The sequence below is a fragment of the Plantactinospora sp. CA-290183 genome, assembly GCF_050936375.1.
Taxonomy (GTDB): domain Bacteria; phylum Actinomycetota; class Actinomycetes; order Mycobacteriales; family Micromonosporaceae; genus Plantactinospora.
Map to the genome: position 1 here is coordinate 362,577 of NZ_JBNJMX010000002.1, position 20,124 is coordinate 382,700.

General features: G+C 72.2%; 17 protein-coding genes. 10 read left to right on the forward strand and 7 right to left on the reverse strand.

What is annotated here, in order from left to right; all coding sequences use genetic code 11:
* Nucleotides 1–19: 19 nt before the first annotated feature.
* Together ACQEUR_RS06490 and ACQEUR_RS06495 are read right to left on the reverse strand one after the other, a co-directional pair.
* Nucleotides 20–289 (reverse strand): hypothetical protein, encoded by a 270-nt coding sequence (locus tag ACQEUR_RS06490; protein ID WP_433026831.1) that lies wholly within the window; start codon nucleotides 287–289, stop codon nucleotides 20–22.
* Nucleotides 286–639, reverse strand: coding sequence for an ArsR/SmtB family transcription factor (locus tag ACQEUR_RS06495; protein WP_433026834.1), 354 nt, complete (start codon nucleotides 637–639; stop codon nucleotides 286–288). Before ACQEUR_RS06495 ends, ACQEUR_RS06490 begins: the two co-directional genes overlap by 4 nt.
* 111 nt (nucleotides 640–750) lie before the next feature.
* On the opposite strand from ACQEUR_RS06495, the gene ACQEUR_RS06500 reads away from it, so the two are divergent.
* On the forward strand, nucleotides 751–1,230 hold the full coding sequence (locus tag ACQEUR_RS06500; RefSeq protein ID WP_433026837.1) for a methylated-DNA--[protein]-cysteine S-methyltransferase: 480 nt from the start codon (nucleotides 751–753) through the stop codon (nucleotides 1,228–1,230).
* A gap of 96 nt (nucleotides 1,231–1,326) precedes the next feature.
* Here ACQEUR_RS06500 and ACQEUR_RS06505 read toward each other — a convergent pair whose 3' ends face one another.
* Together ACQEUR_RS06505 and ACQEUR_RS06510 are read right to left on the reverse strand one after the other, a co-directional pair.
* On the reverse strand, nucleotides 1,327–2,406 hold the full coding sequence (locus ACQEUR_RS06505) for an inositol-3-phosphate synthase (RefSeq protein ID WP_433026840.1): 1,080 nt from the start codon (nucleotides 2,404–2,406) through the stop codon (nucleotides 1,327–1,329).
* Between the two features lie 20 nt (nucleotides 2,407–2,426).
* Nucleotides 2,427–3,101 (reverse strand): PadR family transcriptional regulator, encoded by a 675-nt coding sequence (locus ACQEUR_RS06510; protein ID WP_433026843.1) that lies wholly within the window; start codon nucleotides 3,099–3,101, stop codon nucleotides 2,427–2,429.
* Between the two features lie 176 nt (nucleotides 3,102–3,277).
* Between ACQEUR_RS06510 and ACQEUR_RS06515 the strand changes: the two genes are divergently transcribed.
* From ACQEUR_RS06515 to ACQEUR_RS06525, 3 genes are all read left to right on the forward strand, one after another.
* Nucleotides 3,278–3,754 carry a DUF5318 domain-containing protein gene (locus ACQEUR_RS06515; protein WP_433026846.1) on the forward strand — a complete coding sequence of 159 codons (477 nt, stop codon included), beginning with the start codon at nucleotides 3,278–3,280 and terminating at the stop codon, nucleotides 3,752–3,754.
* A 200-nt stretch (nucleotides 3,755–3,954) separates the two neighbouring features.
* Nucleotides 3,955–6,933, forward strand: a complete 2,979-nt coding sequence (locus ACQEUR_RS06520) for a transglycosylase domain-containing protein (RefSeq protein ID WP_433026849.1) — start codon at nucleotides 3,955–3,957, stop codon at nucleotides 6,931–6,933.
* 159 nt (nucleotides 6,934–7,092) lie between these two features.
* Nucleotides 7,093–8,592, forward strand: coding sequence for a glycosyltransferase family 87 protein (locus ACQEUR_RS06525; RefSeq protein ID WP_433026851.1), 1,500 nt, complete (start codon nucleotides 7,093–7,095; stop codon nucleotides 8,590–8,592).
* Between the two features lie 24 nt (nucleotides 8,593–8,616).
* Here ACQEUR_RS06525 and ACQEUR_RS06530 read toward each other — a convergent pair whose 3' ends face one another.
* Complete coding sequence (locus tag ACQEUR_RS06530; protein ID WP_433026854.1) at nucleotides 8,617–10,965, reverse strand: hypothetical protein; 2,349 nt, start codon at nucleotides 10,963–10,965, stop codon at nucleotides 8,617–8,619.
* A gap of 10 nt (nucleotides 10,966–10,975) precedes the next feature.
* A complete protein-coding gene (locus tag ACQEUR_RS06535; protein WP_433026857.1) occupies nucleotides 10,976–11,752 on the reverse strand; it encodes a deoxyribonuclease IV in 777 nt (258 codons plus the stop codon).
* A gap of 256 nt (nucleotides 11,753–12,008) precedes the next feature.
* Here ACQEUR_RS06535 and ACQEUR_RS06540 point away from each other — a divergent pair, with 256 nt between their 5' ends.
* The 5 genes from ACQEUR_RS06540 to rplI all read left to right on the forward strand — a co-directional run bounded on the left by ACQEUR_RS06540 (nucleotide 12,009) and on the right by rplI (nucleotide 14,696).
* Complete coding sequence (locus tag ACQEUR_RS06540; RefSeq protein WP_433026860.1) at nucleotides 12,009–12,656, forward strand: hypothetical protein; 648 nt, start codon at nucleotides 12,009–12,011, stop codon at nucleotides 12,654–12,656.
* A 375-nt stretch (nucleotides 12,657–13,031) separates the two neighbouring features.
* A complete protein-coding gene (gene rpsF / locus ACQEUR_RS06545; RefSeq protein ID WP_208810571.1) occupies nucleotides 13,032–13,322 on the forward strand; it encodes a 30S ribosomal protein S6 in 291 nt (96 codons plus the stop codon).
* 76 nt (nucleotides 13,323–13,398) lie between these two features.
* Nucleotides 13,399–13,950, forward strand: a complete 552-nt coding sequence (locus ACQEUR_RS06550) for a single-stranded DNA-binding protein (protein ID WP_433026864.1) — start codon at nucleotides 13,399–13,401, stop codon at nucleotides 13,948–13,950.
* Between the two features lie 44 nt (nucleotides 13,951–13,994).
* A complete protein-coding gene (rpsR, locus tag ACQEUR_RS06555; RefSeq protein WP_433026867.1) occupies nucleotides 13,995–14,234 on the forward strand; it encodes a 30S ribosomal protein S18 in 240 nt (79 codons plus the stop codon).
* Nucleotides 14,235–14,246: 12 nt separating this feature from the next.
* Nucleotides 14,247–14,696, forward strand: coding sequence for a 50S ribosomal protein L9 (gene rplI, locus ACQEUR_RS06560; protein WP_433026869.1), 450 nt, complete (start codon nucleotides 14,247–14,249; stop codon nucleotides 14,694–14,696).
* 172 nt (nucleotides 14,697–14,868) lie between these two features.
* Here the strand turns inward: rplI and ACQEUR_RS06565 are convergent, their stop codons facing one another.
* Nucleotides 14,869–17,193, reverse strand: a complete 2,325-nt coding sequence (locus ACQEUR_RS06565) for a hypothetical protein (protein ID WP_433026872.1) — start codon at nucleotides 17,191–17,193, stop codon at nucleotides 14,869–14,871.
* Between the two features lie 438 nt (nucleotides 17,194–17,631).
* Between ACQEUR_RS06565 and dnaB the strand changes: the two genes are divergently transcribed.
* Nucleotides 17,632–20,076 (forward strand): replicative DNA helicase, encoded by a 2,445-nt coding sequence (gene dnaB, locus ACQEUR_RS06570; RefSeq protein WP_433026875.1) that lies wholly within the window; start codon nucleotides 17,632–17,634, stop codon nucleotides 20,074–20,076.
* Nucleotides 20,077–20,124: the final 48 nt, after the last annotated feature.

Consider the following 20,124-nt stretch of genomic DNA (forward strand, 5'->3'; position numbering starts at 1 on the left):
CGGCCCAGGGCCCGGACCGCTACTCGACGTCCTTGAGGACCCGTTCCAGCGAGGCCATCCGGGTCTCCATGGCGGCCAGCCGGGTGGCGAGTTCGGTCAACTGGTGTTCGGTGCCCGCCTGGGCGCGTACGGCGGCCTCGGCGAGCGCCCGGTAGTCCCCGTCGCGTCCGGCGGCCATCCGGGTCCGCCAGTTCCGGGAGAGCTGCACGATCACGGTGGTGATCACCGTGATGAGCAGGGCGAAGATGCCGAGTGCCCCGATGACCTCGGTCCAGTCGTGCTCGCTCATGACCGCGATCCCTCCTCGTCGTGGCGCTCGCCCGACTCCGGGAGGCTGAGCGTCTGCGCCGCCGCCTCGACGGCGTCCGGCGTGAGCCGGATGTCGAACTGGTTGACCTCGTAGAACTTCATTGCCTTCCCGTCCTCCGACAATTCGAGGTGCGCCGACACCAGGCCGGCCGTCTCCAGCTTCCGCAGGTGGACCTGGAGAAGTGCCCGGCTGATGCCCAGCTCCCGGGCCAGCCGGCTCACGTAGTTGCGCTCCCGGACCAGCGCCGCGACGACCCGCAGCCGGTGCGGGTTGGCCAACGTGGACAGCACCCGTACCAGGTCGTCACCGGTCGGGGCGGCCCTGCTCATAGCGGAACCCTGCACATGCCAAAGAAAGTTAGCAGGTGCTCATTCGGGTTGCCAACCGGTTGTGCCCCCTACGGGGCCGGAGCGGTCGGTGCTCCGGTGGACAATGGCGGGATGCGCTGGACCGTCCTCGATTCGCCGATCGGCGAGCTCTCCGTCGCCGTGGACGAGGTGGGCATCTGCGGCGTGCGCTTCGGCCCGGTCGGGTCGGCGGTACCGGAGGCCGACCTCCCCGAGCTGGCGGCGGCGCTCACCGAGCTGCGGGCGTACTTCGCCGGCGAGCTGACCGGCTTCACCGTGCCGCTGCACGTACTGCGGGGGTCGGAGTTCGAACGGGCCGTCTGGGCCGAGATGTCGAAGATCCCGTACGGCGAGACCCGCACCTACGGCGAGGTGGCCGCGGCCGTGGGCGAACCGGGGGCGGCGCGGGCGGTGGGGGTGGCCTGCAACCGCAACCCGATCCCGGTCATCGTGCCCTGCCACCGGATCGTCGGTGCGGGCGGCAAGCTGGTCGGCTTCGGCGGCGGCCTGCCCCGCAAGCGCCACCTGCTCGAACTGGAGGCCGGGGTCGCGCTCCGGCACGCCTGGACGTGAGCCCGGTCGCCCGGCCGGTGGCGGCACCGGCGACGGCGGACAGAACGACGCGGGGCCGGACCGTTTCCGGTCCGACCCCGCATTCGACTACCTCGATCAGCGCTCGATCGTGCCGGCGATGAAGTCCTCGACGGCCTGGTGGGCGTCGTGGTCGGCGTACTGCTCGGGCGGAGACTTCATGAAGTAGCTCGACGCGGAGAGGATCGGTCCGCCGATCCCCCGGTCCAGCGCGATCTTCGCGGCCCGGACCGCGTCGATGATGACGCCGGCCGAGTTGGGCGAGTCCCACACCTCGAGCTTCAACTCGGCGTTGAGCGGCACGTCGCCGAAGGAGCGGCCCTCCAGCCGGATGTACGCCCACTTGCGGTCGTCCAGCCACGGCACGTGGTCGGACGGGCCGATGTGCACGTCGCCCTTGGTCATCTCGTGCGGGATCTGCGAGGTGACCGACTGGGTCTTGGAGATCTTCTTGGAGACCAGGCGGGTGCGCTCCAACATGTTCATGAAGTCCATGTTGCCGCCGAAGTTGAGCTGGTACGTGCGCAGCAGCTCGACGCCCCGGTCCTCGAAGAGCTTGGCCAGCGCCCGGTGCACGATCGTGGCGCCGACCTGGCTCTTGATGTCGTCGCCGACGATCGGCAGCCCGGCGTCGGTGAACTTCTGCGCCCAGACCGGGTCGGAGGCGATGAAGACCGGCAGCGCGTTGACAAAGGCGCAGCCCGCGTCGATCGCCGCCTGGGCGTAGAACTTGTCGGCCTCGTCGGACCCGACCGGCAGGTACGACACGACCACGTCGACCCGGGCGTCCCGCAGTGCCCGCGCGACGTCGACCGGCTCGCGGTCGGACTCCTGGACGATCTCGCGGTAGTACTGGCCCAGACCGTCGAAGGTCGGGCCGCGCTGCACGGTGACGCCGGTCGGCGGCACGTCGCAGAGCTTGATCGTGTTGTTCTCGCTGGCGACGATCGCCTCGGCGAGGTCCATGCCCACCTTCTTGGCGTCCACGTCGAACGCCGCGACGAACTCCACGTCAGAGACGTGGTAGTCGCCGAAGGTAACGTGCATGAGACCCGGAACGCGGTCGTTGGGGTCGGCATTGCGGTAGTACTCGACGCCCTGGACCAGGGACGAGGCGCAGTTACCCACACCGACGATGGCGACACGGACGGAGCCCATCGCGTTTGCCTCCTTCTTGTTCACGGCCGCTCCGGCTCATTCCTGGGCTGCCCAGGCGGAGGCGGGCTGTTGTCTTGTGCTGGCCCCGTGGCGGTGCCGCCCGGGGAACCCGGGACGCCCCCCGGGGTGGTGGTGGACCCCGACGGGTCCCGGCCGGAGCGCTCGTTGGCGATGAGCTCCTCCAGCCAGCGGACTTCGCGCTCGCAGGCGTCCAGGCCGTGGCGCTGAAGTTCGAGCGTGTAGGCGTCGAGACGTTCGGCCGCCCGGCTCAGCACGTCGCGCAGACCCTCGCGACGCTCCTCGACCTTGCGACGACGGCCTTCGAGGATCCGCAGCCGGGTCGCCTGGTCGGTACGGGCGAAGAACGCGAAGTGAACGCCGAACCCGGTGTCCTCGTAGGTCTCCGGGCCGGTCTGGGCGATCAGTTCGGCGAAACGTTCCTTGCCCTCTGCTGTGATCTTGTAGACGATCCGTCCGCGTCGGCTGGTCAGGGCCGGGATCTCCTCGGCCGTGGCCGGCGTCTCGGACGCCTCGCTGATCCAGCCGGCCGCCTGGAGCCGGCGCAGCGTCGGATAGAGCGAGCCGTAGCTGATCGCGGCGCGGATCGCCCCGAGCTTGGCGGTCAGCTCCTTGCGCAGCTCGTAGCCGTGCATCGCGGATTCCTGCAGCAGGCCGAGGATGGCGAGCTCAAGCACTGAGCACCCCTCTCCACGCCCCGTTAGGACTGCCGTAACCGGCGCGATGTATCGGGCCGATACATCGCACCGTAGACCCTGGCGCGCGTCGAGGCAAACCCGCCGCTCGGCACGCCTTCAATCACTCTCCGTGACCATGGTCGCCTCGCCCGGCCGGAGCCAGTACTCTTCTCCGCATGCGTACGCAGCGCCGGGTCGTCGACTACTCGCTTCAGAAGCGAGCGCTGCTGCGTGAGGTGCATTCGGGGCGGGTCGGCACGTACGAGGTCTGTGACGCCTCCCCGTACCTGAAGAACGCCGCTCGGTTCCACGGCGAGCCGACCGAGACGCTCTGTCCGGTCTGCCGCCGGGAAAATCTGACCCTCGTCCACTACATTTACGGCGATGAGCTCAAGCAGTCCGCCGGCCAGGCCCGCACCCGTGCGGAGCTGTCCATGTTGGCGATGACGCTGCGTGAGTTCCAGGTGTACGTGGTGGAGGTGTGTCGCGGCTGCGACTGGAACCATCTCGTCGAGCAGTTCCTGCTCGGCCGGGACGGCGTCGTCACCGGGGAGGGCGCGGAGGCGAGCGCCGTCGCCGGTGATCCGACCGGTGCTGCCGCCGCGCTGGCGTCCGGGCCCGCGTCTAGACGAAGGCGTGAGGCTCGACGGTGAGCGCGACTCGTCTCCCGGCGCCCGGGACGCTCAGCCCGGGTGGGGACGAGTACAAATCAGCAAATCGGATAAGTCCGGTTATTTCCGATGCCGCCGCACGACCGAGTCGGCCAGTCCGACGTCGGTCGCGGCGTGTTCCAACTCACGGCAACCCGGTGGTGGCGCGAGTGGCCATCACCGCGACCGGCAGGGTGTGACGAATGAACTCGTACGGCGACCCTAGTTCCGCGCGCGGTCGGGCCCAGTACCCGGGCGCGGACGGCGACGCAGGCCCCGTGGACGACCCCTACCAGCGCCCCTCGTGGGACGGACAGGCCGGCCACCGGCAGTCCGCCAACGGCGGCGACCGGGGCGGTTGGCCGGCCAACGGCCGGGCCGACGCCCCGTCGGGCCGGGCGGGCGCCAGTGGGCGCGCGCCAGCGGGCCGGGCCACACCGCCCGGCCGGGCTCCGGCCGGCGGCGGCTGGACCGGCGCGGCTCCCGCCCCGGGTGCGGCATCCGTCGACGGCGGTGGTGGCTGGAACGGCGCCTCCCCTGCCTCGGGCTCGGCCTCGGTCGGTTCCGCCTCGGTCGGCCCGGCCTCGGCCGGGCGGGCCCGGGTCGGCCGGGCCGGTGTCGGCGGAGCACCGGTCTCCGGCGCTCCCGGCTCCGGCGGCGCGTACGGCGGCCGGGCATCGGCCGGCCGGGCGGCCGTGGGCGCGGCCTCGGTGAGCGGCGCCGGTGCCAACGGTGCGGCCGGACGAGCCCGGGTCGGCCGCGCGTCGGTGCCGGTCTCCCCGGCCGGTCCCGGTGGTCCGGGCGGGCCTGGCGGTCCGGGCGGGCCGGGTGGTTCCGACGGTCCGGGTGGCCGGCGCGGCCGGCGCCCCGAGCCCGATCCGTCGGCGGCGCGCAAGGCGAAGAAGCGCAAGCGGATGAACATGATCATCGGCGCGTTCGCCGTGTTCATCATGTTGATCGGTGGCGGCGTGGTCGCGATGACCTGGTACTCGACCAGTGTCCCGGTGCCGAACGAGCTGCCCGTGCCGCTCTCCACCACCATCTACGCGGCCGACAACAAGAACAAGATCGCCGAGCTGGGTGAGCAGAAGCGGCAGATCGTCACCATCCAGCAGATCCCGGAGCACGTACAGCACGCGGTGGCGGCGGCGGAGGACCGCAACTTCTACAAGCACGACGGCGTCGACTACGCCGGCATCGCGCGGGCCGCCTTCAACAACTTCACCGGCGGCAGCAAGCAGGGTGCCTCCACCATCACCCAGCAGTACGCCCGGAACGCCTACGAGAACCTCCAGGACGACAGCTACACCCGGAAGGTGAAGGAGGCGGTGCTCGCGTCGAAGCTGAACGACAAGTTCAAGAAGTACGAGATCATGCAGCACTACCTCAACATCATCTACTTCGGTCGTGGCGCGTACGGCATCGAGATCGCCGCACAGACCTACTACGGCAAGCCGGCGAAGAACCTGACGAAGGCCGAGGGTGCGGTGCTGGCGGCGTTGATCAAGCAGCCGGTGCCCGACGAGGTGACCGGGCACAAGGGCTTCGACCCGGCGGACAACCTGGAGGACGCCAAGGGCCGCTGGGCCTACATCCTCGACGGCATGGTCGAGGAGGGCTGGCTGCCGAAGGCGGAGCGGGACCAGATGAAGTACCCGATGCCCAAGGCGAAGACCAGCGCCACCGCCTCGTTCGGGGTCAAGACGCCCAAGGGCAACGTGGTCAACTACGTCAAGGCCGAGCTGGCCGAGATGGGCGTCTGCACCACCGGCGAGACCCAGCCGGGCGGGAAGCCGAACTGCTCGGACGCGCTCCGGGACGGTGGCTACAAGATCAAGACCAGCATCAACTGGAAGATGCAGGCGGCCGCCGAGGCCGCGGCCCAGCGGAAGAAGGGCTCGGAGATCTACGACCAGCCCAAGAACCTCCAGGCGGCGATGGTCTCGATCGACCCGAAGACCGGCCGGGTGCTGGCGTACTACGGCGGGGACAGCGGGGCCGACTACGACTACGCCGGCAAGAACGTGGACAGCACCGGCTATCTGAGTGGTGGCCATCCGCCGGGATCGAGCTTCAAGGTCTACACCCTGGCGGCGGCGATCGAGGCCGGGATCTCGCTCGAGTCCCACTGGGACTCCACGCCCTTCACGGTCAAGGACACCGAGATCAAGGTGCAGAACGCGGGTCGCAACGCGGACTGCAAGAAGTGGTGCACGCTGGAGCACTCGACGATCCAGTCGTACAACGTGCCCTTCTACCACGTCACCGAGAAGATCGGCGCGGACAAGGTCCTGGACGTTGCGAAGCGGGCCGGCATCACCACCATGTGGGAGACCAGGGACAACCCGCCGAAGTACCACGACCTGCGCGAAGAGGACCCGAAGGACCTCTCCCCGGAACCGTTCTTCAACGTGGTCGCCTACGGCCAGTACCCGGTGACGGTGCTCGACCACGCCACCGGGCTGGCGACGCTGGCCAACCGGGGCACCTACAACAAGCCCCACTTCGTGTTGTCGGTGGAGCAGCAGGACCGGGAGACCGGCAAGTGGAAGCGGGTTGCCAACACCGGTGAGAAGCTCGCTCCGAAGAACGTGATCCCGGTGGAGGTGGCCGACGAGGTCACCTCGGTGCTGAAGAAGATCCCGGAGAAGAACAGCGCGACTCTGCAGGGTCGGGACGCGGCCGGCAAGACCGGCACCTGGGAATACAACAAGACGGAGTTCAACGCGCACGCCTGGATGGTCGGCTACACGCCGCAGTTGGCCACGGCGGTCTGGGTGGGCAGCAAGGACTCGAAGAAGCCCGAGATCAAGGACGACGACGGCAACAACATCGGCGGTAGCGGTCTGCCCGGCGACATTTGGCAGCGCTACATGAACGACGCCCTCAAGGGCGCCGCGGTCGAGTCGCTGCCGGACTCCAAGGGGATCGGCGACAAGGACGCCGGCAACGGCGAGGAGCCGCCGGCACCGCCGCCCACCGACCCCGGTCAGGGCGGTCCCGGCGGACCCGGCGGTCCGGGTGGCCCCGGCGGACCCGGTGGACCGGGCGGCCCCGACCCGTGCGCGATTCCCGGCGCCTGCCCGCCGGGCGACGGCGGTGACCCGCCCGGTGGCGGGGGGGACACTCCGGGGTTCCCCTTCCCGCCTAACCCGGACGACGCCGGGCGCGGCGACGAATAGCCGCCCCTCGCCGTCCGAGGCCGGCCGGAGATATCGATCATGACGGCGGTGGCCGGGTCCCGGTGGGCCCGGCCACCGCCGTCGGTACGTCCCGGCCCGGTCCCCGACACGCCGACCGGGCCGGACGGATCCGCGGCCGGTGAGGCAGGATGCCTGTTCATGAGCACGCGGTCGACGGCAGGCATCGACGAACCCGATAAGGCGGACCACCCGTCCCGGTCGGACGGCTTCGTCCGGGGGCTCTCCGAGGCGATCGGCGGCCCGCTCGGCGCGCACGCCAGCGGCCCCGACCGGCGCGGTACGCAGTGGAGCGGGCGGTTCTGGACCGCGGCGCGGATCGTGCTGGCGCTGACCTGCCTGACCCTGGCCCTGCACTGGGTGCAGAAGTCGCCCTGCCAGGACGGTGCCTGGAAGAACAACGTGCAGTACACACGGTTCTGCTACACCGATGTGCTCGCGCTCTACTACGCCGAGGGCCTGAACGAGGGGAAGGTGCCCTACCGGGACCACCCGGTCGAGTACCCGGTGGTGACCGGGTACTTCATGGGTGCCCTCGGCCTGCCCGTGCACAGCGTCGGCGAGGACCGTCCCGGGATCAACCAGGCGCAGTGGTTCTACAACCTGAACGCGCTGGTGCTCGGTGCCCTCGCGGTGGCCACGGTGGCGATGATCCTGGCGCTGCGCCGCCGCCGGCCGTGGGACGCCGCGATGTTCGCGCTCTCCCCCGCGCTGCTGGTCACCGCCACGGTCAACTGGGACCTGCTGGCCATCGGGCTCGCCGCCCTCGGCCTGTACGCCTGGGCCAGACGACGACCGGTGGCCGCCGGGGTCCTGCTCGGCCTGGCCGCCGCCGCGAAACTCTGGCCGCTCTTCGTCCTCTGGCCGCTCTTCGTGCTGGGCCTGCGTACCGCCCGGGTGCGGGCGATGCTGACCACCGTCGGCACCGCCGTCGTCACCATCGTCGCGGTCAACCTGCCGGTGGCGGTGCTCTACCCGGAGAACTGGCGGCGCTTCCTCGACCTGAACACCGAGCGCGCCATCGACTGGGGCACCCTGTGGTACATCGGCCGCTACCTGGACAGCAAGTTCCACGGCGGCGGCCCCGGCGACCAGGGGCCGTTCCAGTGGCTCGGCGACCACATACCGACGCTGAACACCGTGTCGTACGCGCTCATCACGCTGGCGTTCCTCGGCATCGGCGCGCTGGCGCTGTTCGCGCCGCGCCGCCCCCGGCTGGCCGCGCTCGTCTTCCTGATGGTCGCGGCGTTCCTGATCTTCAGCAAGGTCTGGTCGCAGCAGTTCACCCTCTGGCTGCTGCCGCTCGTGGTGCTGGCCCGACCGCGCTGGGGTGCCTTCCTCGCCTGGCAGTTCGCCGAGGTCTGCTACTTCGTGGCGTTCTACGGAGAGCTGCTGGGTGCCTCCGGCAAGCCGGTGTTCCCGGAGGGCGTCTTCGTGCTCGCCGCCACCCTGCGGCTGGTCACCGTCGTGGTGCTCTGCTGGCTGGTCGTCCGGGAGATCCTTCGGCCGGAGCGCGACGCGGTCCGCTCGACCTATCCGGACGATCCGGACGGCGGCGACTTCGACGGCGCCCCGGACGGCGGATGGCTGCGTCGCCGACGCAATGAGGTGACCGAGCCGGCGGCGGTGCCGGCCCAGTAGGTCGGGCCGGCCGGGCCGCGCGGATCAGGACAGCCGGTAGACCACCGTCTCGCCGATCTCCTCACGCTGGAGGCCCAACCCCTCGACCGGCAGCTCGATCGCGGCCTCCAGCGGGGTACCGGCGATCCGGTCCCGCAGCACGACCACGGTCCGTACCCCGAGGTTGCGCAGGTACTCGACGCTCACCGCATCCGGGAAGTTCGCCGTCACCTGCCGCACCTCGGCCAGCCTGTTCGGGGTGAAGCCGCTGCCGCCGTTGACCACGTCCTGGAACCGGCTGGTCGTCCAGAGCATCACGTGCTGGTCGGTGTTCTGGTCGGAGGGGAGCACGAGGATCGGTCCGGACGAGATCCGCATCGCCGTCGGTTGTGCCGGCACGATCGGGTGCGGGGTGCTGTTGAGGCCCTCGGCCAGCACCAACAGCAGCGGCAGCAGGGTGACCAGTCGCAGCCACGGCCCGGGGCGCGGTGGCACCCGCTCGGCCGCGGAGATCTGCCGCGCCCGCTCCGCGAAGGCGCCGACCGAGCCCGCCGCGAGGACGCAGAGCAGTAGCGTGCCCCAGATCATCAGCCGGCCCGGCGTACGCAGGCCGTCCCATCCCGGCAGGTGCTCGAAGAGGAGCAGGTAGGTGTAGGTGCCGCCGAAGAACCGGGTGCCCATCGCGAACACGCCGGTCACCAGCAGTGCGGCCAGCATCAGCAGCCGCTGGCGGCGGGTCCAGATCGAGAGGAACAGCCCGGCGGCGGCGAGCGCGTAGAGCACGAAGCCGGGCAGCAGCGTGGTCTCGGGGTGCCAGGGCAGTCCCGCCCGCGCCGCCTCGTGCAGGTCACCCCAGACCAGCGACTCGGCCGGGGCGGTGAAGAAGCCGCCGGGCGGGGGCGAGTAGCTGTGCAGCTCCTCGGCGGTACGCCGGGCGTTGGGGTGCAACTCGGCGACCTTGTAGTAGGGGATCGCCAGCAGGGCGCCGGTCGCCGCGAAGACGGCACCGCCCCAGAAGTCGGCGAGCAGCAACCGGAACCCGAACGGCTGGCGCGGCCGCCGCAGCGCCCGTCGGACCAGCCAGGTCAGCACCACCACGACCGAGATCAGACCCAGGACGTACGCGAAGACCAGGCCGATGCCGAAGCCGAGGCTGAGCTGCCAGGCGGCCACCAGCCAGCCGGCGAACGCCCAGCCGGAGCGGCGGCGCTCGGGCCGGTAACCGTGCCGCAGCGACCAGCCGTGTCCCCGGGCCAGCATCGCCAGCGCCAGCGGAATGGCACCGTTGGAGATGATGTGCAGGTGCCCGGCCTGGGCGAGCAGCCACGGCGCGTACGCGAAGCCGACGCCGGCCACCGCCGCGCCGATCCGCCCGGAACCGAGCTGGCGCACCAGCGCGTACGCCCCGAGGGTCGCGAGGGCGTGCGCGAAGACGAACAGGATGTTGTAGCGCAGGACCGCGGTCTCCGGCCCGTGACCGAGCATGCCGACCGGGGCGTAGCCGAGCAGGGTGTCGGAGAACGCGAACGTCCACGTCTCCGGGAAGAAGGCGTTGCTCTGCCAGAGCTGGGCCGGGTTGGTCAGCAGGATGTGCCCGGACCACGCGAGCTGCCAGGCCTGCAGGGTCGGGTCCCAGGTGTCCTGCGGCAGCGTGTGGCGGGGATAGCGCAGCGTGGGCCAGGTCATGAGTACGGCCAGCGCCAGGCTGGCCAGGCCGGCCAGCGTCCACTCGTGGACGAGGCGCCGCCCGACGGCCCGACCGATCCGCCGCAGTCGGCCCGGCACCGGTTCGGGGACCGGCGCGAACGCCGCGAACGGGTCGCCCGGCTTCTCCGGCTCACCCGGTTTCGCGGGGTCGCCCGGCTTGGCGGGGTCGCCTGGTTTCGCGGTCGGTTCTGCGGCGCCGGCCGGTGCTGCGGAGTCGCCCGGTTCCGCGGGGCCGGCGGGCTTCTCGGAGTCGCCCGGCTTTGCCGCGTCGCCCGGTTTCGCGGGGTCGCCCGGTTTCGCGGGGTCGCCCGGTTTCGCGGGGTCGGCCGATCTCTCGGAGTCAGCCGGCTCTGCCGGGTCGGCCGTGGCGGACTGCCCGTTGCCGGCGGTGGACGCCGGGTCGGTGGTCGCCGGTGGCCTGACCCCGGTCTTCCCCGGCCCGTGCTCCGTCGGGTCAGCGCTGCTCGGGTCAGCGCTGGGCCCGCCGGTGGTGGCCGCGTCCGTGGTGGGCGCCCCGTCCCCGGGGCGGGCCGCCGGCTCGCCGGACGGCGAGGACGGCCGGACGACCGGGGAGATCGGCCCGCCGAGCGGCGAGCTGCCGGAGTGCCCGGGGGCCGGCGCGTCGCCGCCCGTCGGCGTGGCGCGTACCGGGGTTTCGCCAGCGACGTTGGACTGGTCGGTGGACATCCCGGCCGCCCTACCGGCCCACGCGGTCGCGCAGGAACGCGATGTCCGCGGCCTGGCCGTCGACCCCGTTCGGCGTCTCGACGATCACCGGCGCGCCGGCCGCCCGTACGACGGCCACCAGCAGTTCGGGATCGATCACGCCGCTGCCCAGGTTGTCGTGCCGGTCCCGGCCCGAGTCGAAGCCGTCCTTGGAGTTGTTGGCGTGGATCAGGTCGATGCGGCCGGTGATCGCGCGTACCCGGTCGACGATGTCGAGCAGGTCCTCCCCGCCGGCATGCGCGTGGCAGGTGTCCAGGCAGAAGCCGACGTCGTACTCGCCCACCGCGTCCCAGAGTCGGGCCAGGTTGTCGAACCGCCGGGCACACGCGTTGTCCCCACCGGCGGTGTTCTCGATCAGCACCGGCGTACCCGGTCCACCGCGCTCGGCCGCCTGGGCGAACGCCTTGCGCCAGTTGTCGAAGCCGACCGCGATGTCGTCGCCCTTGTTGACGTGCCCGCCGTGCACGATCAGCGCCCGCGCGCCCACCTCGGCGGCGGCGTCGGCGTGGCTGAGCAGCAGTTTGCGGCTCGGGATCCGGATCCGGTTGTTGGTGGTGGCGAGGTTGACCACGTACGGCGCGTGGACGTAGACGTCCACCTCGGAGTCGCGCAGCAGGGCCGCGTCGGGGCGGGGTTGCGGTGCCTTCCAGCCCTGCGGGTCGGCGAGGAAGAACTGGACGACGTCCGCCTTCCGCAGGGTTGCCTCGGCCAACGGGTCCGTGGGATCGACGTGGGCTCCGATACGCATGAGGGCGAGCCTACGTCGCGTACGTCGCGGCGCGGGGAGGGGCCGTTCGCCGAGTGGTCCGCCGAGGCGGCGGAGGTGGGACCGGCGCGGCGCCCGGCTGGTCCCGCCCCGCGTGGGGCCCGGCGGGCGCGGTCGCGGGGCACGGGGCGCGCAGGTCGCGTCACCGGCCGGTGGGTGGCTCGTTTACCCAGGTGAGATCCGTGGCCCGGGTACGGGCCACCGGTGCAGACCGTGAGCCGTGCCGAGAGAGGAAGACGTGTCCCTGTCGCTCCGACACCGCCGAGCCACCGTGGCCGTCGCCGCGCTCGTCGCGGGTACGCCGCCGCTGGTGCCCGACGTCGCGACCGCCGAGCCGGTCGCGCCGCCGTCGGTCGGCACGCGGGAGAGCCACCGGGACATCCGGTTCGGCGGTACGGGGCTGGGCGGCCTGCGCTGCGTCGCGGCGCCGGAGGAGACGACCGTCAGCGTGCCGGCGGAGAGCACCGTACGGGTGGTCAACGGCACGGGCCGGCGGGCCCGGCTGATGCTCGACGGGGTGGCACGTGCCGAGTTGGCCGCCGGGTCCTCGGCGGAGGTGCTGCTGCACCACGGTCCGGTGTCGCTGGCGCTCAGACCGATCTGTATGTTCCCCGCCGGGTCGGCGGTGCGCGTCGAGGTGGGTCCGGCGGCGCAAGGTCCCGATGCGCCCGGCCCCTGGACCGCCGTGGCGGTGCCCGGCGACCAGCCTCCGCCGCCCGACCGGCCCGGCGGGGCCGCCGAGCTGACCGGCCCGGTCGCCCCGGTGCGGCCGAGCGAGCCGATCGGGCTGCTGGCGTTGATCGCCACCGTCTGCGTGGTCGGCGTCTCCGCAGGAGCAATTCGGGCGATTCTCGCTCATCGTGCAACACGGACTGTTGTCGCGTAAGATGACAATACAATAGGCTCCGCGGGGCGCCTCTCGTCCAACTCATCGGTGTGGTCGTTCCTCCCCAGGTCCCACCCAAAGAATGCGGACGGGTTGCGCCCCGCGGCCCGGTGTGGCGGGAACCCCCGCCGGTCGACCGACCGGCGGGGGCTCCGTCGTCTTCCGGGGTGTGCCGACGCCCGTGCCCGGAAGGGGCGGTGCCGGAGGCCCGGGGCCGGCGACCCGGCGCGGCGCGGGTACCGACGGTGTCCGGCGCGGGTGCACCAGGTATCCTGCTCAGGTTGTCCGTGGGCAAACCTGGCCCGCGCGACAGCGACGCACGACCTCCTGCCACGGAAGGACCGTGGCCGTTAGCCCAGAGGAGGTGAGCACGTCTTGCGTCATTACGAGATCATGGTCATCCTCGACCCCAGCCTCGAGGAGCGCACCGTCGCCCCGTCGCTCGACACGTACCTCAACGTGATCCGGACCGCGGGTGGCTCGGTGGAGAAGCTCGACGTGTGGGGCCGTCGGCGCCTCTCGTTCGAGATCAACAAGAAGGCCGAGGGCATCTACGCCGTCATCGACCTGCAGGCGACGCCCGCGGCGGTGGCCGAGCTGGATCGGCAGCTACGACTCAACGAGTCCGTGCTGCGCACCAAGGTCATCCGGCCGGAGACGCGCTGACGCGTCCCCGGCACGCCCGGATCAGCTCATCGCCTCTGTCGTACTGCTCTGGCAGCCTGTACGGCGGGATCGATGAGTGCGCGAGGAGATGGTCATGGCAGGAGACACCACCATCACGGTCATCGGCAACCTGACCGATGACCCCGAGTTGCGTTTCACCCCGTCCGGCGCCGCGGTCGCCAAGTTCCGGGTCGCCTCGACGCCCCGGTTCATGGACAAGGCCTCCGGCGAATGGAAGGACGGCGAGCCGCTCTTCCTGGCGTGCACCGTCTGGCGTCAGGCGGCTGAGCACGTCGCGGAGTCGTTGCAGCGGGGCGCCCGCGTGATCGTGTCGGGCCGGCTGCGCCAGCGGTCCTACGAGACACGTGAGGGTGAGAAGCGCACCGTCATCGAGCTGGAGGTCGACGAGATCGGTCCGTCGCTGCGCTACGCCACGGCGAAGGTGCAGAAGATGGCGCGGTCCGGCGGCAGCGGTGGCGGGTTTGGTGGCTCCGGCGGCGGCGGCGGTGGCCAGGGGGGCGGCGGAGGCAACTTCGACGACCCGTGGGCCACGGCGGCTCCGGCTGCCTCACGTTCCTCCGGTTCCGGTTCGGGCGGCGGAAGCTTCGACGAAGAGCCCCCGTTCTGACCCGGGCGCCGAGCGCCCGAGATCGCAAACCAGGAGCAAGAGCAATGGCAAAGGCTGCGGCACTGCGCAAGCCGAAGAGGAAGGTGAACCCGCTCGACAAGGACGGGATCACCTACATCGACTACAAGGACACCGCGCTGCTGCGCAAGTTCATCTCCGATCGCGGCAAGATCCGCGCTCGGCGGGTGACCGGGGTCACCTCGCAGCAGCAGCGGCAGATCGCCCGTGCGGTCAAGAACGCCCGCGAGATGGCGCTCCTGCCGTACACGGCCACGGCGCGCTGAGGGGGCACCGATATGAAGATCATCCTGACTCAGGAGGTGTCCGGTCTCGGCTCCCCGGGTGACATCGTCGAGGTGAAGGACGGCTACGGCCGTAACTACCTGCTGCCGCAGGGCTTCGCGATCACCTGGACCAAGGGTGCGGAGAAGCAGGTCACGGTCATCCAGCGGGCCCGCGCGGCCCGGGAGATCCGGGACCTCGGCCACGCCAACGAGGTCAAGGCCCAGCTGGAGAACCTCAAGGTCAACCTGGTCGCCCGCGCCGGTAACGGCGGGCGGCTCTTCGGTTCGGTCACCCCGGGCGACGTCGTGGACGCCGTCAAGGCGGCCGGCGGACCGTCGCTCGACCGGCGCCGGCTGGAACTGCCGGGCGCCATCAAGGCGGTCGGCAGCCACCAGGTGCGGGTCAAGTTGCACCCGGAGGTCACAGCCCGGTTCGACCTGAAGGTCGTCGCGGGCCAGTAGGGCAACGAGACCAGGGGCGCCACCCGATCACGGGTGGCGCCCCTGTCTGTTCTCCGGCCGCTCCCGCGCTCCCGGCCGTCCGTCGCTTCCAGCCGCTCCCGGCCGGCCCCGCTTGCGGCCGTGCCAGCCGTCCGGCCGTTCCGGTTGTCGCCGGGCCGGATGGGCGGGTGGGTCAGCCGAGCGGCTGGCCGCTGATCACACTGAAGAGCACGGTGGTCAACCCGCCGCCGACCACGGCGGCGGCCAGCCCGATGGTCACCGCCCGCCAGGCGTCGTTCCACCAGCGCAGCAGCACGGCGAGGACGAGGCTGGCGGTCAGGGCGGCCACGAACCGGGGGATCGCGTTGACCAGGGCCGCCACCGCCTGCCCCCGGTCCGACCGGCACACGCCGCCGGTCAGCTCCGGCACGCAGTCCACCGGCACGCTGGCGTCGAGGGTCAGCACCCAGACCAGGAAGAGCAGCGCCGGTACGGCGTACCAGGCCGCGGCGTAGAGGACCGCGCTGAGCGGGCCACTGGGCCGGCTGTCCAGCAGGTCGTCCTCCAGCCGCCGGCTCAACGGGCTGGGTCGGCGGGCCGTACCCGAGGCGGGCCGCCCCGTCGGCCGGCGACGCGGCGCGGTATCCAGCCCGCCACCGCGGGCCGTGGCCGACGACGCGCCGGAACGCTCCCAGCCGGCCCCCGTACCGGTGCGTTGGCGCGGCACCGCGGCCCGCCGGCCCCCGCTTCGGGCCGGCGGCGCCGACCGGGGCGACGCCGGGTAGGAAACCGCCGGCGACCGGGGCGCGGAGGCGGGCGTGGCCGTCCACCGCGGGTCGTCGCCGGCGAGTCGGGCACCGGACCAGCCGGCGCCCCCGCGCTCCGTGGCGCCGGGCGGCTCGGGGCCGACCAACTCGTCCCGCCGCCACTCGGTGGTGTCGGTGAACCGGTCCCACTGGCCGGTGTCGGTCATCCCGCCCCACGGGCCGGTGCCGCTGACCGGCTCCGCCCGGCCGGCTTCGCGGCGCTCGTCCAACGGGTCGTTCCCGGAAATCCGGCCCAGCGTCCCGGTGTCGGTGAACCGGTCCCACTGTCCGGTGTCGGCGGTGCCACCACGCCGGCCGGTATCCGCGCGGCGGCGCCCCGGGCTGGCCTCCGAGTGCCGTCCACCCGGGCGGTCGTCGCCGTACCGGCGCACCGGCCCGGTGTCGTCCTGCCGCCGTACCGGTTCGGCGTCGGGGGCGCGTCGGCGACCGGGCACCCCGCGACGCTCCGGTGCCGTCCCGCCGTCGTCGGCGTGCCGCCCCGCACGGCCCTTCTCGCCGCCGAGCTCCTCCGGTGAGCGCACCCACCGGGCGGCCGCCCTGCCGGAGCGCTGCTCCCGGGACGGATCGGCCGCGCCGGACCGGGCGACCGGAGTCGTACCGGCGGACGAGGTCGGCTCCGTCCACGTCGGGCCGGCCGACGACGTCGGTTCGGGCCAGGGGGTCGCGCCGGTCGAGGTCGGCTCGACCCACGGGATGGGGCCGGCGGAGGAGGTGGGTTCGGGCCAGGGGGTCGCGCCGGTCGAGGTCGGCTCGACCCACGGGATGGGGCCGGCGGAGGAGGTCGGTTCGGGCCACGGGGGTGCGCCGGTCGAGGTCGGAAGCGGCGGAAGGGGCCGCTCCGCGCCCGTGCCGCTCCGGCCCGCGGTGTCGCCGAACCGGTCGCGTGAGCGGGTCCGGCGCCCTGCCGGCCGATCCCACCGACCCGGCTCGTCCCGCTCCCACCCGTCCCGACCGCCGGGTCCCGGATCGGCGCCGGCCCGGCCCGGACCAGCCCCGGTGACGGCTCCGCCCGCCGCGCCGGTCGGGCCCGGCGATCCGTCGTCGCCGGCCGGACGCCACCCCTCGGCGCTCCGCTGCGACCAGCGACCGGCCGGCTCGCCGAGGTCCCGGCCCGGGCCCGGTACGGCCGGTCCCGGCTCCTCCGCGTCGGCCCGCCGCCGCCCACCGCCGCCGCGCGGCCGGTCGCGGCCGGGATCGCTCTCCTCGTCCGGAGCGGTTCCCCGGCGCCACCCGCCGGTCGACGCCGTCAGATCCCGGCCGGGATCCGCGGGGACCGGGGAGGCAGGCTCACCGGCCCCGGTACGCCGTCGCCAGCCTTCCGCGCCCGTCGTCTCCTGCCACCGGCTGTCGCTGCTCTGCCACGGCGGATCCGTCCGGGGGCCGGGCGGATCCTCGCCGGTGGCCTCGACCCGATGGTGCCGTCCGCCCCGACGGCCGCGTGGGGACTCGGCGCCGGCATCCGCGGGATCGGCCGGTGCCGGGGAACCCAGCGCCCACGGGGGCAGGTAGCTGTCGGCCGGCTCCGGGGCACCGCGCTCCCGGGCCCTTCGCCGGCTCGGGGTGCGGTACGTCTCGTCCGGACGGGAGTACGGGTCTTCCCGCGGCCAGGGGTTCGGATGACCGCCCCAGGCGTCGCTGTCGTGCCGCTCGTGTCGGGCGAGCTCACCCCGCCCCCGGTCCCGGTGGTCCACGGCCGGAGCGTGACCTTTCTGGTAAGTCGATCGCGAGGAGTCGTACCTGAGAAATTGTCGAGGGTGATGATACGCCGTCGATCCGGCGGAAAATCGACCGGCTTTCTTTCCTCCACATGCTGGGGACCAAGTTTCCGCAGCTCACAGCCGGTTCTGGCGCTCTTCCCAATCGATTTCCACAGGCTGTGCACAGGGCTGCGCACATCCCTGCCGGCAGCGTCCACAGGTTGTCCCGAGTTCCGTCCACCGCCCCGGTTGAGCCGTTGACCTCGTCTTCCGTATGGTTGCGACTCGACCTCGCCACGTCGGGCCGACTTCCCCCGGTCGCGCCGGCTGGTCGAGTCGATCCGGTGTCGTGGGTCGACCCGGATGCCGTGGTCGGTGGATCGGGCTGAAACTGTCGTACGCCAGCGGTTGGCTGGACCGGCAGGCGGTGCGGTGGAGGGGGTAGCGGTGTCGGTCACCGATGACATCCGCGGTGAGGCGCGCTCGTCCGGTCCACCCGACGTTCCGGCGCCCCGGGACGGCCAGTACGACAAGACTCCCCCGCAGGACATCGCGGCCGAGCAGTGCGTGCTGGGCGGCATGCTCCTCTCCAAGGACGCGATCGCCGACGTCGTCGAGATCCTCAAGTCCAACGACTTCTACCGGCCGGTGCACGCGACCATCTTCGACGCGGTCCTCGACCTCTACGGCCGGGGAGAGCCGGCCGACGCGATCACCGTGGCGGCGGCGCTCGCCGACGCCGGTGACCTGGGCCGGATCGGTGGCGCGCCCTACCTGCACACGCTGATCGCGAGCGTGCCGACGGCCGCCAACGCGGCCTACTACGCGCGGATCGTCGGCGAGCGGGCCGTACTGCGCCGGTTGGTCGAGGCGGGTACCCGGATCGTCCAACTCGGCTACGGCTCGGCCGGGGGCGGCGGGCGCGACGTCGACGACGTGGTGGACCTGGCCCAGCAGGCGGTCTACGACGTGACCGAGCGGCGGGTGAGCGAGGACTTCGCGGTCCTCGCCGACATGCTCCAGCCGACGCTGGACGAGATCGAGGCGGTCGGCGCGCAGGGTGGCGTGATGACCGGCGTCCCGACCGGCTTCACCGACCTCGACCGGCTGCTCAACGGGCTCCACCCGGGACAGCTGGTGATCGTCGCCGGCCGGCCCGGTCTGGGCAAGGCACTGGCCCTCGACACGCCGCTGCCGACGCCGACGGGCTGGACGACGATGGGCGAGGTCGCGGTCGGCGACCGGTTGATCGGTGCCGACGGCCGGCCCACGACGGTGACGGCCGCTTTCGAGATCCGCCACGGCCGCCCCTGCTACGAGGTCGAGTTCTCCGACGGCTCGGTCATCGTCGCCGACGCCGAGCATCTCTGGCGGACCAGCACCGTGGCGCTCGCCGTTCCGGCCGGGCGGTCGGTGCCGGCGGCGCCGGCTCGGGCGGCTCGGGGCGTGGGCCGGACGCCGGGCCCGGTCGCGGCGCCGACGGACGGGGTCGGGTCGCCGGGTCGGTCGGTGCTGACCACCGAGCAGATCGCCGCGACACTGTGGATCGACGGCGACGAGATCCCGGGTGCCGCTGGTGCTCCCCTCCGGCCCAACCACCGGGTGGAGAACACCGCGCCGCTGGTGCTGCCCGAGCGGGAGCTGGCCGTTCCCCCGTACGTCCTGGGGGGCTGGCTCGGCGGTGGCCGCCCGGCTCCGGCCCATCCCGAACACGGCTGCTACGTCGATCGGCTCCACGCGCTCGGGGTGGGCGGCCGGGGCCACATCCCGGTCGACTACCTGCGCGCCGGGCAGGCGCAGCGGCGGGCGCTGCTGGCCGGTCTGCTCGACGCGGCCGGGAGCGTCACGCCCCGGGGCGAGGTGCGGTACGCCTCGGCCTGTCGCCGCCTGGTTGAGGATGTCCGCGAGCTGCTCAACAGCCTCGGTTACCCCGCTACGCTGCGCTCCGCGCCCGGGGACGGGGGCCCGGCGGCGACCTACCTGCTCGACTTCACCACCCCCGACGAGGTGTTCCGGCTCTCGGGCCAGCGACTGACCCAGGTCCGGCGGGTGGCGGCCGGCGGCGCCGGGGGCGCGGAGGGCCGGGCGATCGTCGCGGTACGGCCGGTGCCGAGTGTGCCGGTGCGCTGCGTCACCGTCGACAACGACGAGCATCTCTTCCTGGCCGGGCGGGGCATGGTCCCCACGCACAACTCGACCGCCTCGATGGACTTCGCGCGCAACGCCGCGATCCGGCACAACTGCGCCAGCGCGATCTTCTCGCTGGAAATGAGCAAGGTCGAGATCGTCATGCGACTGCTCTCCGCCGAGGCGCGGGTACCACTGCACGTGCTGCGCAGCGGCCAGCTCTCGGACGACGACTGGACCAAGCTCGCGCGCCGGATGGGTGAGATCAGCGAGGCGCCGCTCTTCGTCGACGACACCCCGAACATGAACCTGATGGAGATCCGGGCCAAGGCGCGGCGGCTGAAGCAGCGGCACGACCTGAAGATGATCGTGGTCGACTATCTCCAGCTGATGAGTTCACCCAAGCGGACCGAGAGCCGCCAGCAGGAGGTCGCCGAGCTGTCCCGGGGGCTCAAGCTGCTGGCCAAGGAGGTCGAGTGCCCGGTCATCGCGGTGAGTCAGCTCAACCGCGGTCCCGAGCAACGTACGGACAAGCGGCCGCAACTGTCCGATTTGCGCGAATCCGGCTCAATTGAGCAAGATGCCGACGTTGTCATACTGCTCCACCGGGACGACTACTACGACAAGGAGTCTCCGCGCGCCGGTGAGGCGGACTTCATCGTGGCCAAGCACCGGAACGGTCCCACCGACACGATCACCGTCGCCGCCCAGCTGCACCTGTCCCGCTTCGTCGACATGGCGATCGTCTGACCGCCGTCCGGAAGCCGGGCGGCGTGACCAGGCCGGGCGGCGTGACAG

Excerpts from the sequence above, each read along its gene's own strand:
- ACQEUR_RS06490 (WP_433026831.1), bottom strand. The coding sequence starts at position 289 with ATGAGCGAGCACGACTGGACCGAGGTCATCGGGGCACTCGGCATCTTC.
- ACQEUR_RS06495 (WP_433026834.1), bottom strand. The coding sequence starts at position 639 with ATGAGCAGGGCCGCCCCGACCGGTGACGACCTGGTACGGGTGCTGTCC.
- ACQEUR_RS06535 (WP_433026857.1), bottom strand. The coding sequence starts at position 11,752 with ATGCGTATCGGAGCCCACGTCGATCCCACGGACCCGTTGGCCGAGGCA.
- ACQEUR_RS06500 (WP_433026837.1), top strand. The coding sequence starts at position 751 with ATGCGCTGGACCGTCCTCGATTCGCCGATCGGCGAGCTCTCCGTCGCC.
- rplI (WP_433026869.1), top strand. The coding sequence starts at position 14,247 with ATGAAGATCATCCTGACTCAGGAGGTGTCCGGTCTCGGCTCCCCGGGT.
- ACQEUR_RS06520 (WP_433026849.1), top strand. The coding sequence starts at position 3,955 with ATGAACTCGTACGGCGACCCTAGTTCCGCGCGCGGTCGGGCCCAGTAC.
- rpsR (WP_433026867.1), top strand. The coding sequence starts at position 13,995 with ATGGCAAAGGCTGCGGCACTGCGCAAGCCGAAGAGGAAGGTGAACCCG.
- ACQEUR_RS06530 (WP_433026854.1), bottom strand. The coding sequence starts at position 10,965 with ATGTCCACCGACCAGTCCAACGTCGCTGGCGAAACCCCGGTACGCGCC.
- ACQEUR_RS06525 (WP_433026851.1), top strand. The coding sequence starts at position 7,093 with ATGAGCACGCGGTCGACGGCAGGCATCGACGAACCCGATAAGGCGGAC.
- ACQEUR_RS06505 (WP_433026840.1), bottom strand. The coding sequence starts at position 2,406 with ATGGGCTCCGTCCGTGTCGCCATCGTCGGTGTGGGTAACTGCGCCTCG.
- ACQEUR_RS06515 (WP_433026846.1), top strand. The coding sequence starts at position 3,278 with ATGCGTACGCAGCGCCGGGTCGTCGACTACTCGCTTCAGAAGCGAGCG.